Source organism: Paenibacillus sp. FSL H7-0716 (assembly GCF_038002705.1).
GTDB classification, from domain to species: domain Bacteria; phylum Bacillota; class Bacilli; order Paenibacillales; family Paenibacillaceae; genus Paenibacillus_AQ; species Paenibacillus_AQ odorifer.
Map to the genome: position 1 here is coordinate 39,034 of NZ_JBBODA010000015.1, position 13,807 is coordinate 52,840.

Here is a 13,807-nt window from a genome sequence, read left to right on the forward strand (position 1 = left end):
TAAAAATCTTAAGGGAAAGCATCCCGTTATTAACGTTATCGTAATCTGCGGTAACAACGTTAATGGCGGAAGCTTTCTCTTTTTTTTATGTGAAAAAGGGGGAAGTTCAGTGAATTTTGCATCGAAGCTTGGGATAGGGCAGATATTGGACGCCAGATTCAGAATTATTGATCAGATTGGAACAGGTGGAATGAGTATTGTTTATCTTGCGGAGGATCTGCGTTTAAACGGGAAACGGTGGGCTGTAAAAGAAAGTGTTAGCTCAGCAACGCTGCATTCGGACATTGAAGCGGAAGCGGAGATGCTAATGGGTTTGGATCACCCGCGGCTTCCACGTATTGTTGATTACTATCTTTCGGATAAAGGAGGGTATTCTTATTTAGTCATGGATTATATTGAAGGGATAACTTTAAGTCAGCTGATGAGGGATAATCCCGGACCTTTGCCTTGTGAATTCATCTTACAAATTGCTAAACAGCTTTTAGAAGTCCTGCAATATTTGCATGGTCATCATCCGCCCATTGTTTATCGTGATTTAAAGCCCTCCAATCTTATGTTAACTAAGCAAAAAGAATTAATGTTAATCGACTTCGGAATCGCTCGAAATTTTAGAAAAGGCATCGCTGAAGATACGGTGAAGCTTGGTACAGTAGGATTCGCGGCTCCTGAGCAGTATGGGAATGGGCAGAGTCAACCGGTTTCTGACTTATATGGTCTTGGTGCGTTGCTTTTATATATGGCTACCGGAGGATTATGCAGCCACTGGGAGTCAGGAATGGAAAATAAGTTGCGTGACCAAGTTCCCGCAGCTTTTATTCCGATAATTAGACGTTTATTACGGCCAAATCCGGAGGAAAGATATCAGGAGGCAACAGCTGTTATTCAAGCACTGGTCCGTATGGAGGCTGATATGGATGAAGGTAATCATTCAGCAGTGTCTATACCCCTAGCAGTTGATAAACGGAAAGCTAAAGTGATTGCCTTACTTGGAGTAGGGCCGGGACTTGGAACAACACATACTTCATTTGCGATTAGCAGTTATCTGGCACACATCGGTTCAACAGCTTGGGTTGATCTATCACCGGATTCATCGGTTTATGATCGGATGCACAGTATGCTTGACGCGCAGAGCGCTTCAGTTCCTGCTAAGAGCTCTGAGCTTGCATTTTCCTGGAGGAAGGTTCATTACTGGAAGCGACCTCACCATGGGGATGTAACAGAGCTTATGAGAGGGGCTTATCAATTTGTTGTCTTAGATCTGGGAACGGGTGGATTTGATGGAGCGCTGGAAGAAATCAAGCATAGCGATATTCCCATTCTGATTGCTTCAGGCGCAGATTGGCGATTGGAGGAAACTTTATTATGGATTAAACGGAGTGGGCTGTACCCTGAAAGGGAATGGAGAGTGGGGTTACCACTTGCTGAATACCAATCTGTTGAACTATTGCGAAATTCTTTAGGGATAGATAGGATTTATAATCTACCGTGTCAGCAAGATCCATTTTTACAAAAAGGGAAGTTGGCAGATGTAATTGCTGAGCTGTTAGGGGACATTAAGGGCGAGCGAAACGATGGAAAACGCCGTGGTTTTTTCTTAAGATAGGCTATTGGGACTAACATTTAATTCAGTGTTCCGCTAAAGTGTGATAAAATATATATTTATACGTGATTTGATTTACGCATTATTTAAGTATAGACAGGAGCTTGCGGAGAATTTATGAGTTTACTTACTGTAGAAGACGTTTCCCACAATTTTGGGGATCGGACATTGTTCAAAAACGTGTCTTTCCGGTTGTTACCAGGAGAACATGTTGGAATTGTTGGAGCAAATGGCGTTGGTAAATCGACGCTAATGAATATTTTGACAGGAAAGCTTTTGAAAGATAATGGTAAAGTAGAGTGGACCCCTCGGGTGCGTTACGGTTATTTGGACCAACATACGATTCTTACACCAGGCAAAACGATTCGCGATGTTCTAAAGGACGCTTTTCTGCCACTGCTTGAGATAGAGCAGGAAATGCTGAAGATCACTGAGCAGATGGGTGATGCTTCGCCTGAGGAACTAGAAGTACTACTGGAGCAGATGGGGGACATTCAGGAACAACTGGATATCGGAGATTTCTATCTTATTGATGTAAAAGTTGAGGAAATGGCCAATGGTTTAGGCCTGTCCGTGATTGGGCTTGATCGTGATGTTGCTTCTCTCAGCGGTGGTCAAAGAACCAAAGTGCTGCTGGCGAAGCTGTTGCTGGAGAAACCCAATGTGCTATTGCTTGATGAGCCTACCAACTATTTGGATGTTGAACATATCGATTGGCTGACCAACTATTTGAAACAGTATCCTTATGCGTTTATATTGATTTCCCATGACACTGAGTTCATGAATAAAGTTGTTAATGTCGTTTATCACTTAGAGTTCGGTAAATTGACCCGTTACACGGCGAACTATGACAAATTCCTCGATATGGCGGAAATGAACAAAAACCAGCATATCGATGCCTATGAAAAGCAACAAGATTTTATCAAAAAACAAGAGGACTTCATCCAGCGGAATAAAGCACGTGCTTCAACTTCAGGCCGGGCAAAAAGCCGTGAGAAGCAGCTTGATCGTATGGACCGAATTGATCGTCCTGAAGAGGCTGCTAAGCCTACCTTTAAATTTAAAGAGAGCCGGGCAAGCGGAAAAACCGTCTTCGAAGGAATTGATTTCGAGATTGGTTATGATCGTCCGCTGCTGCCACAGCTAAATATGGTCATTGAACGTGGAGAGAAGATTGCTATAGTTGGCTGCAATGGTGTGGGTAAATCGACACTGCTGAAGACAATTCTGGGAGTGATCCCAACATACAGCGGAAAAACCTATCTTGGGGATTATCTGAACCCTGCATATTTCCAACAAGAAGTGAAAGCAGCTAGTCTTACACCCATTGAGGATGTCTGGAATGAATTCTCCAGTTTAACTCAGAACGAAGTTCGTGGGCATCTGGCACGCTGTGGTCTAAAAAATGAACATATTACACGTCCGCTTAGTATGCTGAGTGGTGGGGAGCAAGCGAAGGTGCGTCTTTGTAAGCTTTTGATGCGCGAAAGCAACTGGGTACTGTTCGATGAACCTACCAATCACCTTGACGTTATTGCTAAAGCAGAGTTGAAGCGCGCTTTGCAAGAATATAAAGGTACAGTTCTGCTTGTATCTCATGAACCTGATTTTTATGAAGATTGGGTTACAAAAATTTGGGATGTTGAGCAGTGGTCAGCTGTACAGGTATAGAATAATCATAAATCCGGAGAATAGCAGACATCCTGCTGTTCTCCGCTTTTTGGATATGGGGAGGAGAGAATGTATGATTCATAACGCTGGGCGAGAAGATCGATACTCACGACAGATACGTTTCGCGCCATTTGGAACTGAAGGACAGCAGGGTCTCGCAAAATCAAAAGTGCTTATAGTTGGTGCGGGTGCGTTAGGTACAGGGATTGCAGAGACATTAGTCCGCTGTGGGGTTGGGCATGTCCTTATCGTTGACCGCGATTATGTAGAGTGGAGTAACCTGCAGCGCCAACAGTTGTATACCGAGATGGATGCGCAGGAGCGAGCTCCAAAAGCCATTGCAGCCCAGAACAGACTGCAGCAGATTAATTCTGAGGTTGTCATAGAAGCGCATGTTATGGATGTGCGTAAGGAAGAGCTGGAAGGACTCATCTCAGGGGTGGACCTGATTATGGATGGGACTGATAATTTCGATACACGTCTCATCATAAATGATATTGCCCAAAAGAATAATATCCCTTGGATTTATGGAGCATGTGTAGGAAGCTATGGAATTACATATACGATTTTGCCTGGAGAAACGCCATGTCTTCATTGTCTTTTAGGTACAGTCCCACTAGGGGGAGATACCTGTGATACAGCGGGGATTCTTCCCCAGGCCGTACAATTGGTTACTGCAAATGCTACATCAGAGGCGTTAAAGCTTCTCGGTAACCGTAAGGACCAATTAAGGAATAAACTGCTGACTTTCGATGTATGGCGTAATGAACATCAAGAAATTGGCGTGAAAAGTGCTAAAAAGGAGAATTGCCCTTCTTGTGGGACTCATCCGATCTACCCTTATCTAACAGCCTTAAATACGGAACGAAGTGATGTGCTTTGTGGCAGGGATACCGTACAGATCCGCCCTGCCCGGCCGCATAAACTTAACTTACAGGAAACAGCCAGTCGTCTGTCTCGTTTAGGAGACGGTGAGGTAGAGAGCAATCCTTATCTAATTTCCTTTAAGGAAGGTCCTTACCGGATGGTGATCTTCGCAGATGGCCGGGCATTGATCCATGGAACGAAGGATATTGCCGCTGCCCGCAGCTTTTATCATCGATATTTTGGATAAAAAAGCATGGTAAACAGATCTTCAGGCCATTTCTTAGGAATGGTCTCTTTGTTTTCCGGGGATTCTATATCTATTAATGGGATGCTGATGCATGTCTGATGGATACGGGGGATCTTCGTGAGTGAGCAAATGATATGGTACATGTCCGCGGAAAACGGAAGAGGAGAGGCAGAACTAGATGCTATTGCGAAAGTGTTTAATGATATCGGTCTGCAAATAACAAAAAGCGAAGATCCCGAAGATCTTCGCTTATCCATTTCTGAAGTAGAACCGGTATTGCTGCTTGCTGATTTAGGCGAGGTGGGAACATGGGAAGGATGGAAAATCATTTCCGCAGTAAGAGATGAGGGAATAATTCTTCCGGTCATGGTGATTTCCGCAGAATTATCTGGTAACGGAGCGGTTGCGGCCTTTTTAGCCGGAGGGAATGATTACATGACAAAACCACTACATACCGGTGAATTTAAATGTAGAATTCTAAATTTATTAACCCTCACGGGTCGGCGTCGAAATTTACAACATCTGTTAAAGGTGGATGGTTTAATGCTCGATCCCAGCCGCAGGCTGGTCACCCGTGAAGGGATCGAGCTTAAGATGACGCATAAAGAATTCGATCTTCTATATTATCTCGCTGCGAATCGAGGGATTATATGTTCCCGCGAGGAAATACTCAAACAAGTATGGGGATATCAATTCCATGCAGATACCAATGTTGTAGATGTATACATCAGGCATATCCGCTTAAAGATTGATAAAGGGTACCGGAACAAGTTGATTCATACTGTTCGCGGAACAGGATATGTAATGAGGGTGCCCGAAGGCAGCACCACATCCTGAGACTAATTCTCTTTTATAGAAAAGACTCTACTATAGAGCTGTTGTTTACAGTACGCGGCGAGCCTTTAGATAAGTCTTTTTCCATGTACCAGAATTAAGTTCAGAAACTGTAACCCCTGGTTTACCGTAAGTGTGCAGAATTTTACCGTTTCCAGCGTAAATAGCTACGTGAGTTACATTTTTACCAGTTGCTCTGCTGCCGCTGGAGAAGAATACAAGATCGCCGACACGAAGGTTAGCTTTGGATACAGCAGTTCCTACTTTTGATTGAGCCGCAGCTGTGCGGGGTAATGATACATTATATTTATTAAAGATATGCTTCATAAAGGAAGAGCAATCAAAAACCTTAGTAGTAGAAGTAGAGGCTCCGAATTTGTATGGAGTTCCCATAAAGTTTTTTCCGAAATTGACAACGCTTTGTCCTTTGGACACCGTAGCGGCTTCAACTTTAGTTGCACCTACACCAGTTGCCATCATTGTTCCTAAACCCATTGTAGTAACCATTCCTATAACAATCGCTTTTTTTATCCATTGTTGTTTATTCATGTTGTAATTACCTCCAAAGTTAGTATATCAATCTGTTTTGCTTGGCTTGTCTTGCTTGCCTGATTCGTAGTATAGCAGGTTATCTATGTCATAAAATTTGGTAGAGTAGCAATAAAGTGAGGCTGGGCCTTGGTTGTAAGCGTTTTATTAAAAATTCATTAAAAGTTACAAAAAATTAATAACTTGATATTTTGAGCAATAAAATAAGCCGTAAACCCCTTGATATATAAAGGATTTAACGGCTTTTTAATTTTGAAACAAAAGTTACAAGGATGTTTCTATATCACTATGTATTTAGTCTTTGCTCTGGATAATCAGCAATAATCCACTACGTATTCTAACTGTTCCAGTGGAGGAAATCAGTTTGTTGCTTACACCTAGAGATTGCCCTAGCTTTAAAGTAGCATCGTTCAAAGGATATTGAAATCCTTCTAATGTAATCCCTGTTACTTCAGGAGTTAATGGAAGCAAAGATACGTAAGTGTAGCCCAAATCTTCAATGACTGTTTGGGATCCGGTAAGTGTCACATAGTTATTAGAATCCATGACGTAACAATTGATTTGACGTTGCAGAGCCCTTGTCATCATTTGAATGCTGGCTAAGGAGTGGTCAATTCGAGTGCCTGTAACTCCTAATAGTAAAATAGAATCGGGCTGCTGATTCATTGCAATATCGAGTGCCATCTCACTGTCGGTTAAATCCTTGTACACGGCGTCACAAGTGATTGTTTTTTTACTTTTAGATTGAATATCCTGAAAAGCCTCAGGCGATACGGAATCGAAATCACCTACCGCAATATCTGGTATATATCCATGTGAGATGAGGAATAATGCACCCCGGTCCGCACCAATAATAAAATCTTCTTCATCTAATAGAGCGAAATAATCCGGAGATAGTTCTCCACCGGCAAAAATAACGACTCGTTTGGATGGCATAACATCCATTCCTCCTCTAAAACTCTAGTTGGTTATCCTGTCCCAGTATAATGCAGATCGAAAAGTTGCACAATTGACCAAGACAACGCTAAAATGATAGTGTGCGATTTTTTATGTGCATAAATTCATATTTACTAATGTTTTAACAATTGGGAGGTGAATGAAATCGTAAACGTGTTATTTATCTGTCTGGGTAATATTTGTCGCTCACCGATGGCGGAGGCAGTTCTGCGCCATAAAATTGATGAACGAGAGCTTTCACATAAGATTCTGGTTGACTCTGCGGGAACTGGAGATTGGCATATAGGTAAGGAACCGCATGAAGGGACCAGATGTATACTTGATCAAAACAAGATTAGTTATGCAAATATGGCAGCGCGTTTGGTCAGTAGCGAGGATTTCCAAAAGTTTGATTATATCGTTTGCATGGACAAGTCTAATGGAGAGAATGTTCGAAAGGTTCCTGGCGGGGAAGAGGCTAAGCTTTTGTTCTTCATGGATTTATTGCCTGAGGAAGAATTGAGAGAAGTGCCAGACCCTTATTTTACTGGTAATTTTGAGCAGGTATATGATTTGATCAATGCAGGCTGTGACGTTTTGCTAGAAATGGTGATCAGAGAAAAGCTGTAACCCGGTTGGGTTACAGTCCTCTCTGATTTGTATTAAAGTAAATTAAGGAAAATTTCTGGATTAAACTGTAAGCGCAAACACTGCTGAAATCTACATACGTTCTTTAGATGTTCATTTTTTGCTTCTATCAATAAGGCATTATGTGTTTAAAAAATAGAGTAGAGATTCAGGGAGTTCCTTTTGCCAAAAGCCCCAGAGATGACGACCGTCTTTCTCACGGTAGGATACAGTAGCTCCACGAGCTTCAAGCAACGCTTTTGTTTCTCTGTTCATCTGAACAAAATCATAGGTTCCAGTATCAGTCTGGTAATCTGTTTCCTGCAGTCCAACGACCATATTAATATTAAGCCAGGAGAGATCTTCCTCTTTAGCCAGCATGGCTTGGGATTCGGGATAGAATGCACCGGATAGGCTGATGATACGTGTGAAGATAGCTGGATAAGCAAGTGCCAGATGGAGGGAGACGCTGCCTCCAAGGGAATCGCCGGCTAAGATTCGTTCGTCGGGTGTACGGCGTACGGGATAATTTTTTTCAATGAAGGGAATAATCTCTTCGGAAAAGCAAGATAGGTACTGCTTGAATCGGCTGCCGAACGGAGCGTATTCTTGAGTCCGAACAGCGACGTTAACTTCTACACCAACGATAATGAAGGGCTCGACATCTTCTTCTATAATAAGTTGTCCAGCAAGTGTAGCAATGCGTCCAAAGTTGAAAAATTCTTCTCCGTCTTGGCAGTACACCACGGAGTAACTGAGAACTTCGTTGTAGCCTGGGGGCAGATAGATACGTAATTTACGTTCCTCCTGCAGATGTTCACTCCAAAGCGTTTCTTTTACAATTGTGCGTTTCAGAAAAACAGAATCGCTCATCGTTGTCACGTCACCTTTCTTGTCGAATTTTGCAATACACACAGGGTTACGCTAAAATTATTAAATGTGTAACTGTGTTATTAATCATTTACTTGTTGGAAAAGTATTAAACTGTTATATAAAATTCTCTCACCTGTTATACATACAAAATTTGAAGGAATATAAATTTTATAAGTATTTCTTTGACGAAAGTAACTAAACAGGTGTATAATAATATTATAACAGAGGCAGCTGATATTCAAATTTTTTTATTGAGGTGAAGATAATGAGTAAAGTTCCTTATGAAGTGTATACAGAGGACGTCGAGGCTCTATCGGTACTTTCCCCGGATGGAGAAATTATCAATAAGGATAAAATGCCAGATTTAACCGACGATCAACTGAAAGAAATTATGTATCGTATGGTATTTACCCGTACTTGGGATGATCGTGCAGTAAACCTTGGCCGTCAAGGTCGCCTTGGTTTCTACGCACCGGTATCCGGTCAAGAAGCTACCATGATTGGTAGTGAGTTCGCTTTGGAGAAAGAAGACTTCTTATGCCCAGGCTACCGTGATATTCCGCAGCTAGTATGGCACGGACTTCCATTGTACCAAGCTTTCTTATATTCCCGTGGTCACCAACATGGTGGAGCTATTCCTGATGGGGTTAATGTATTAATGCCACAAATTATCATTGGTGCGCAAATCCTGCACGCTACTGGTATTGCTATGGGCTTCAAATTGAAAAAACAAAAAAATGTTGCAATTACTTACACTGGTGATGGCGGTTCTTCAGAAGGTGACTTCTACGAAGGCTTGAACTTTGCTGGTCGTTTTAAACTGCCTGTAATCTTCTTTGTTCAAAACAACGGTTATGCGATTACGACTCCGTTCGCTAAACAAACGGCTTCCAAATCGATCGCTCACAAAGCGGTTGCAGCTGGTATTCCAGGGATTAAGGTTGACGGTATGGACATCTTTGCAGTAATCAGTGCTGTACGCGATGCTGCTGAACGTGCACGTAACGGCGAAGGCGCTACATTGATCGAAGCTGTAACTTACCGTTTCCGTCCACACTCCCTTTCTGACGATGCAAGTAAATATCGTTCGAAAGAAGAAGAAGGACAATGGAGTGAAAAGGACCCAATCGCCCGTCTTGCCAAGTATTTGGAGAAGAAAGGTCTTTGGACTGAAGAAGATACACTGCGCGTGAAAGATGAAGCGAAAGCTACTGTTAACGAGCAGATCAAAAAAGCTGAACAAACCGAAAAAATGACAATACCTGGCTTGATCGACAGCATGTTCGAAGTAACACCTAAACATCTGGAAGAGCAAAAAGCCGATTTTGAATAAGGGGGATATCAGGCAATGGCACAAATGAATATGAAAGAAGCGATTCGCGACGCGATGCGCGTTGAACTGAATCGTGACCCTAACGTTCTTATCTTCGGAGAGGATGTTGGTAATGTAGGTGGCGTTTTCCGTGTAACTGAAGGTCTGCAAAAGGAATTTGGCGAAGATCGTATTTTTGATACACCGCTTGCTGAGTCCGCTATCGGCGGTCTGGCATTTGGTCTTGGTGTACAAGGCTTCCGTCCGATTGCTGAAATTCAATTCGTAGGTTTTATCTTTGAAGCACTGGATCAAATCGTTGTCCAAGCTGCACGTCTGCGCTGGCGTTCTGGCGGTAAATATAACGCTCCAGTAGTATTCCGTACTCCTTTTGGTGGCGGAGTTAAGGCTGCTGAGCTTCACACTGACTCACTCGAAGGTTTGATCGCACAAAGCCCAGGGATTAAAGTTGTAATTCCTTCAAACCCATATGATGCTAAGGGACTTCTAATCGCGTCTATTCGCGACAATGACCCTGTATTCTTCATGGAGCACTTGAACCTTTATCATGCATTCCGTGCTGAAGTGCCAGAAGGTGAATATACAGTTGAGCTTGGAAAAGCGAACGTAGTACGTGAAGGTTCTGACGTTTCGATCATTACTTACGGGCTGATGGTACATACAGCTACCAAAGCAGCCGAGCAACTCGAAAAAGAAGGCGTTAATGTTGAAATTATCGACCTTCGTACTGTAAGTCCGATCGACATCGACACTATTGTAGCGTCTGTGAAGAAGACTAACCGTGCTATCGTGGTGCAAGAAGCACAAAAGAGTGCGGGTGTAGCTGCTGAAGTTATCGCACAAATCAATGAAAAAGCACTACTGCACTTGGAAGCACCTGTGCTTCGTATCGCAGGTCCTGATACTGTGTATCCATTCGCACAAATAGAAGATACATGGCTTCCAAACCCTGCACGTATTATTGCAGGCGTGAAGAAAGTTTTGGAATTCTAAATATTTTTATGAGAAACAGTTGTCATCCATATGGATGACAACGTTGTTTCATCTTATAAAGTTTAAATCATAAGGTTAGTCCCAATTTCACGAGGAGGTTTTCAAAGTGGCAAAGTTTGAATACCGATTTCCTGAACTAGGTGAAGGTCTGCATGAAGGTGAAATCATCAAAATGCATATCAAAGCCGGTGACAAGGTAACGGATGATGATATCGTAATGGAAGTTCAAAATGACAAGGCGGTAGTTGAGGTGCCTTGCCCAGTAAACGGTACTGTGTTGGAAGTTCTGACTAAAGACGGTCAAGTATGCCGTGTCGGTGAAGTAGTGGCTATTATCGAAGCAGAAGGTGACGTGCCTGATCAAGAGGGTGCTGCTACTGAAGCTCCTGCTGCTCAAGCGCCAGCTGCACCAGCTGCTCCAGCATCTAACAAAGCATCGAATTTTGAATATCGCTTCCCTGAGCTGGGTGAAGGTCTGCATGAAGGTGAAATCATCAAAATGCATATCAAAGCCGGTGACAAGGTAACGGATGATGACATCATCATGGAAGTTCAAAATGATAAGGCGGTAGTTGAGGTTCCATGTCCAGTGAATGGTACTGTATTGGAAGTTCTGACTAAAGATGGCCAAGTTTGCCGCGTAGGCGAAGTTGTTGCTATTATCGCTGCTGAAGGTGACGTTCCTGAACAAGAAGGTCATGCATCTGCTGAAGCCGATGCAGCAAAAGGAAGTGCAAACACTACTTCTTCCCCTGCAGCAACAAGCCCTGCTGATGCTAAAGAAGGCGGATCTGCAAGTGTAACACCAGCTCCTGACCGCGATGTATTGGCTACACCAAGCGTTCGCAAATTTGCTCGTGAGCAAAAAGTGGATATTTCCAAAGTGAACGGAACTGGAAAAGGTGGTAAAATCACTCGTGAAGACGTAGAAGCCTTCTTGAAAGGTGGTTCTACACCTGTAGCTCCTGCAGCAGCAGCGGCATCTGAAGCTCCTAAGGCTGCTAAGACCGAAGCTAAAGCAGCACCTGCAGCAGCTAGCGGTAACGTTAGTCTTGAAGAAGAACGTGTACCATTCAAGGGTATTCGTAAGGCGATCTCCAACGCAATGGTTAAATCGGCTTACACTGCTCCACACGTAACCATTATGGATGAAGTAGATGTTACTGAACTGGTAGCATTCCGTACACGTATGAAACCTATTGCTGAGAAAAAAGGCGTTAAGGTTACTTACCTTCCATTCATCGTTAAGGCACTTGTTGCAGCTTCCCGTCAATTCCCAGCACTCAATGCTATGATTGATGAAGAAGCAGGCGAAATTGTCTACAAGAAATACTACAATATCGGTATCGCTACTGATACACCAAACGGTTTGATCGTTCCAGTTATCAAAGACGCTGACCGTAAGAGCATTTGGATGATTGCTAGCAGCATCACTGACTTGGCTGTTCGTGGCCGTGACGGTAAATTGTCTGCTAATGAAATGAAGGGCAGCACGATCTCCATCAGTAACATCGGTTCTGCTGGCGGTATGTTCTTTACTCCAATCATCAACTTCCCTGAAGTGGCTATCCTCGGAACTGGCCGTATCAGTGAAAAAGCAGTTGTGAAAAATGGTGAAATCGTAGTTGCTCCAGTAATGGCGTTGTCACTCAGCTTTGACCACCGTATTATCGATGGTGCGACTGCTCAAAACTTTATGAACTACATTAAATCGCTGCTCAATAATCCTGAGCTGCTGGTTATGGAGGTATAATTATGGTAGTAGGAGACGCTTCACTAGATATTGATACATTGGTCATTGGTGCAGGTCCTGGTGGGTATGTGGCGGCAATTCGTGCCGCCCAGCTCGGCCAAAAAGTCCTCATCGTGGATAAATCGGAACTTGGCGGTGTATGTCTGAACCGTGGATGTATTCCTTCTAAAGCCTTGATCGCGGCTGCGCATCAATTTGAATCTGCACAGCATGGTGAAGTTTTCGGCGTTACAGCTGAGAATGTTAAAGTGGATTTTGCCAAAACTCAAGAATTTAAGAACAGCGTAGTTAAAAAAATGACTAGCGGTGTGACTAGCTTGATGAAGGGCAACAAAATTGAAGTATTTAACGGTGAGTGCATGTTTATCAGCGACACAGAAGCACGTGTGTTCAACGATCATGAATCTCCACGTTACCGCTTCAAACACTGCATCATTGCTACAGGCTCCCGTCCAATTGAACTTAAACCTTTCCCATTCGGCGGACGTATTCTGTCTTCGACTGAAGCTCTGGAACTTCCAGAAATTCCGAAGAGCATGATCGTAATCGGTGGTGGATACATCGGTGCCGAGCTTGGTCAAATGTACTCTAAATTTGGCACTAAAGTAACAATCATCGAAGGTTTGGATACTGTACTTCCAGGCTTTGATAAAGATATGACTCGTCTTGTTGCGAAAAACATGGCTAAAACTGGCATCGAAATCGTAACTAACGCTAAAGCTGAAAGTGCTGTTCAGAACGACAAAGAAGTAACCGTGAAATACTCTGTTGGTGGCGAGTCCAAAGAAGTTACAGCAGATTACTTGCTTGTTACTGTAGGTCGTCGTCCTAACACTGACGGTGAACTTGGTCTGGACCTGATCGGTCTTGAGCTCGACGAGCGCGGATTGATCAAAGTTGATCACCAAGGACGCACAAGCATTCCTACCATCTTCGCTATCGGCGACGTTGTTCCAGGTCTTGCTTTGGCTCACAAGGCTTCTTACGAAGGTAAAATCGCTGCTGAAGCAATCGCAGGACTTACATCTGTTGTTGACTACAAAGTCATCCCAGCTGTTGTATTTACAGATCCTGAGTGTTCAAGCGTTGGTTTGACTGAAAAAGAAGCAAAAGACAAAGGCTACAAAGTGAAGAGTGGCAAATTCCCATTCGCAGGAAATGGTCGCGCAGTATCTTTGAACAGCCCAGAAGGCTTCATCAAAATTGTTGCTAACTCCGAGAACAATTTGGTACTGGGAGCTCAAATTGTTGGTATCGAAGCTTCCAACTTGATCGCTGAACTTGGTTTGGCAATCGAAATGGGCGCAACGCTTGAAGATATCGCTTTGACTATTCATGCGCATCCAACCCTTGGCGAAATCGTCATGGAAGCTGCTGAGTTGGTTGAAGGTCACCCAATTCATGTAATGAAATAATTTTTCTCCAAAAATTGCTCTAGCAGGCAACAGAAAGGCGGACGCAAATGCGTTCCGCCTTTTTTTGTGTTTTCCACTTTTTTGAAAAGAGATATACTGGGAGGAAGAG

Annotated in this window: 12 protein-coding genes; 9 read left to right on the top strand and 3 right to left on the bottom strand. The window is 43.2% G+C overall.

Annotation, left to right across the window (positions count from 1 at the left end; genetic code table 11):
- Positions 1-109 precede the first annotated feature (109 nt).
- The 4 genes from MHH60_RS18895 to MHH60_RS18910 all read left to right on the top strand — a co-directional run bounded on the left by MHH60_RS18895 (position 110) and on the right by MHH60_RS18910 (position 5,222).
- Complete coding sequence (locus MHH60_RS18895) at positions 110-1,603, top strand: serine/threonine-protein kinase (protein WP_076133768.1); 1,494 nt, start codon at positions 110-112, stop codon at positions 1,601-1,603.
- A gap of 114 nt (positions 1,604-1,717) precedes the next feature.
- Positions 1,718-3,271 (top strand): ABC-F family ATP-binding cassette domain-containing protein, encoded by a 1,554-nt coding sequence (locus MHH60_RS18900; protein ID WP_076133767.1) that lies wholly within the window; start codon positions 1,718-1,720, stop codon positions 3,269-3,271.
- 73 nt (positions 3,272-3,344) lie between these two features.
- Positions 3,345-4,385, top strand: a complete 1,041-nt coding sequence (locus MHH60_RS18905) for a ThiF family adenylyltransferase (RefSeq protein ID WP_218640666.1) — start codon at positions 3,345-3,347, stop codon at positions 4,383-4,385.
- Between the two features lie 117 nt (positions 4,386-4,502).
- Positions 4,503-5,222: a response regulator transcription factor gene (locus MHH60_RS18910; protein WP_081388867.1), complete on the top strand. Its 720-nt coding sequence runs from the start codon at positions 4,503-4,505 to the stop codon at positions 5,220-5,222.
- Positions 5,223-5,267: 45 nt separating this feature from the next.
- On the opposite strand, the gene MHH60_RS18915 is transcribed toward MHH60_RS18910, so the two are convergent.
- A complete protein-coding gene (locus MHH60_RS18915) occupies positions 5,268-5,768 on the bottom strand; it encodes a C40 family peptidase (protein WP_076133766.1) in 501 nt (166 codons plus the stop codon).
- Between the two features lie 294 nt (positions 5,769-6,062).
- Positions 6,063-6,704, bottom strand: coding sequence for a thiamine diphosphokinase (locus tag MHH60_RS18920; RefSeq protein WP_076133765.1), 642 nt, complete (start codon positions 6,702-6,704; stop codon positions 6,063-6,065).
- Positions 6,705-6,869: 165 nt separating this feature from the next.
- Here MHH60_RS18920 and MHH60_RS18925 point away from each other — a divergent pair, with 165 nt between their 5' ends.
- Entirely contained in the window at positions 6,870-7,334 is a 465-nt protein-coding gene (locus MHH60_RS18925) for a low molecular weight protein-tyrosine-phosphatase (protein WP_076133895.1), read from the top strand.
- A gap of 138 nt (positions 7,335-7,472) precedes the next feature.
- Here the strand turns inward: MHH60_RS18925 and MHH60_RS18930 are convergent, their stop codons facing one another.
- Positions 7,473-8,204 carry an alpha/beta hydrolase gene (locus MHH60_RS18930; protein ID WP_076133764.1) on the bottom strand — a complete coding sequence of 244 codons (732 nt, stop codon included), beginning with the start codon at positions 8,202-8,204 and terminating at the stop codon, positions 7,473-7,475.
- Positions 8,205-8,469: 265 nt separating this feature from the next.
- Between MHH60_RS18930 and pdhA the strand changes: the two genes are divergently transcribed.
- From pdhA to lpdA, 4 genes are all read left to right on the top strand, one after another.
- Entirely contained in the window at positions 8,470-9,537 is a 1,068-nt protein-coding gene (gene pdhA / locus MHH60_RS18935) for a pyruvate dehydrogenase (acetyl-transferring) E1 component subunit alpha (RefSeq protein WP_038571556.1), read from the top strand.
- A 15-nt stretch (positions 9,538-9,552) separates the two neighbouring features.
- Positions 9,553-10,530 (top strand): alpha-ketoacid dehydrogenase subunit beta, encoded by a 978-nt coding sequence (locus MHH60_RS18940; RefSeq protein WP_038571553.1) that lies wholly within the window; start codon positions 9,553-9,555, stop codon positions 10,528-10,530.
- Between the two features lie 106 nt (positions 10,531-10,636).
- Positions 10,637-12,283 (top strand): 2-oxo acid dehydrogenase subunit E2, encoded by a 1,647-nt coding sequence (locus MHH60_RS18945; protein WP_076133763.1) that lies wholly within the window; start codon positions 10,637-10,639, stop codon positions 12,281-12,283.
- A gap of 2 nt (positions 12,284-12,285) precedes the next feature.
- On the top strand, positions 12,286-13,698 hold the full coding sequence (gene lpdA, locus MHH60_RS18950; protein WP_036687684.1) for a dihydrolipoyl dehydrogenase: 1,413 nt from the start codon (positions 12,286-12,288) through the stop codon (positions 13,696-13,698).
- The last annotated feature ends 109 nt before the right edge of the window (positions 13,699-13,807 follow it).

What these genes read in the sequence shown, in the direction of transcription:
- MHH60_RS18900 (WP_076133767.1), top strand. Translation starts at nt 1,718, where the DNA reads ATGAGTTTACTTACTGTAGAAGACGTTTCCCACAATTTTGGGGATCGG.
- MHH60_RS18905 (WP_218640666.1), top strand. Translation starts at nt 3,345, where the DNA reads ATGATTCATAACGCTGGGCGAGAAGATCGATACTCACGACAGATACGT.
- MHH60_RS18915 (WP_076133766.1), bottom strand. Translation starts at nt 5,768, where the DNA reads ATGAATAAACAACAATGGATAAAAAAAGCGATTGTTATAGGAATGGTT.
- MHH60_RS18920 (WP_076133765.1), bottom strand. Translation starts at nt 6,704, where the DNA reads ATGCCATCCAAACGAGTCGTTATTTTTGCCGGTGGAGAACTATCTCCG.
- MHH60_RS18930 (WP_076133764.1), bottom strand. Translation starts at nt 8,204, where the DNA reads ATGAGCGATTCTGTTTTTCTGAAACGCACAATTGTAAAAGAAACGCTT.
- pdhA (WP_038571556.1), top strand. Translation starts at nt 8,470, where the DNA reads ATGAGTAAAGTTCCTTATGAAGTGTATACAGAGGACGTCGAGGCTCTA.
- MHH60_RS18940 (WP_038571553.1), top strand. Translation starts at nt 9,553, where the DNA reads ATGGCACAAATGAATATGAAAGAAGCGATTCGCGACGCGATGCGCGTT.
- lpdA (WP_036687684.1), top strand. Translation starts at nt 12,286, where the DNA reads ATGGTAGTAGGAGACGCTTCACTAGATATTGATACATTGGTCATTGGT.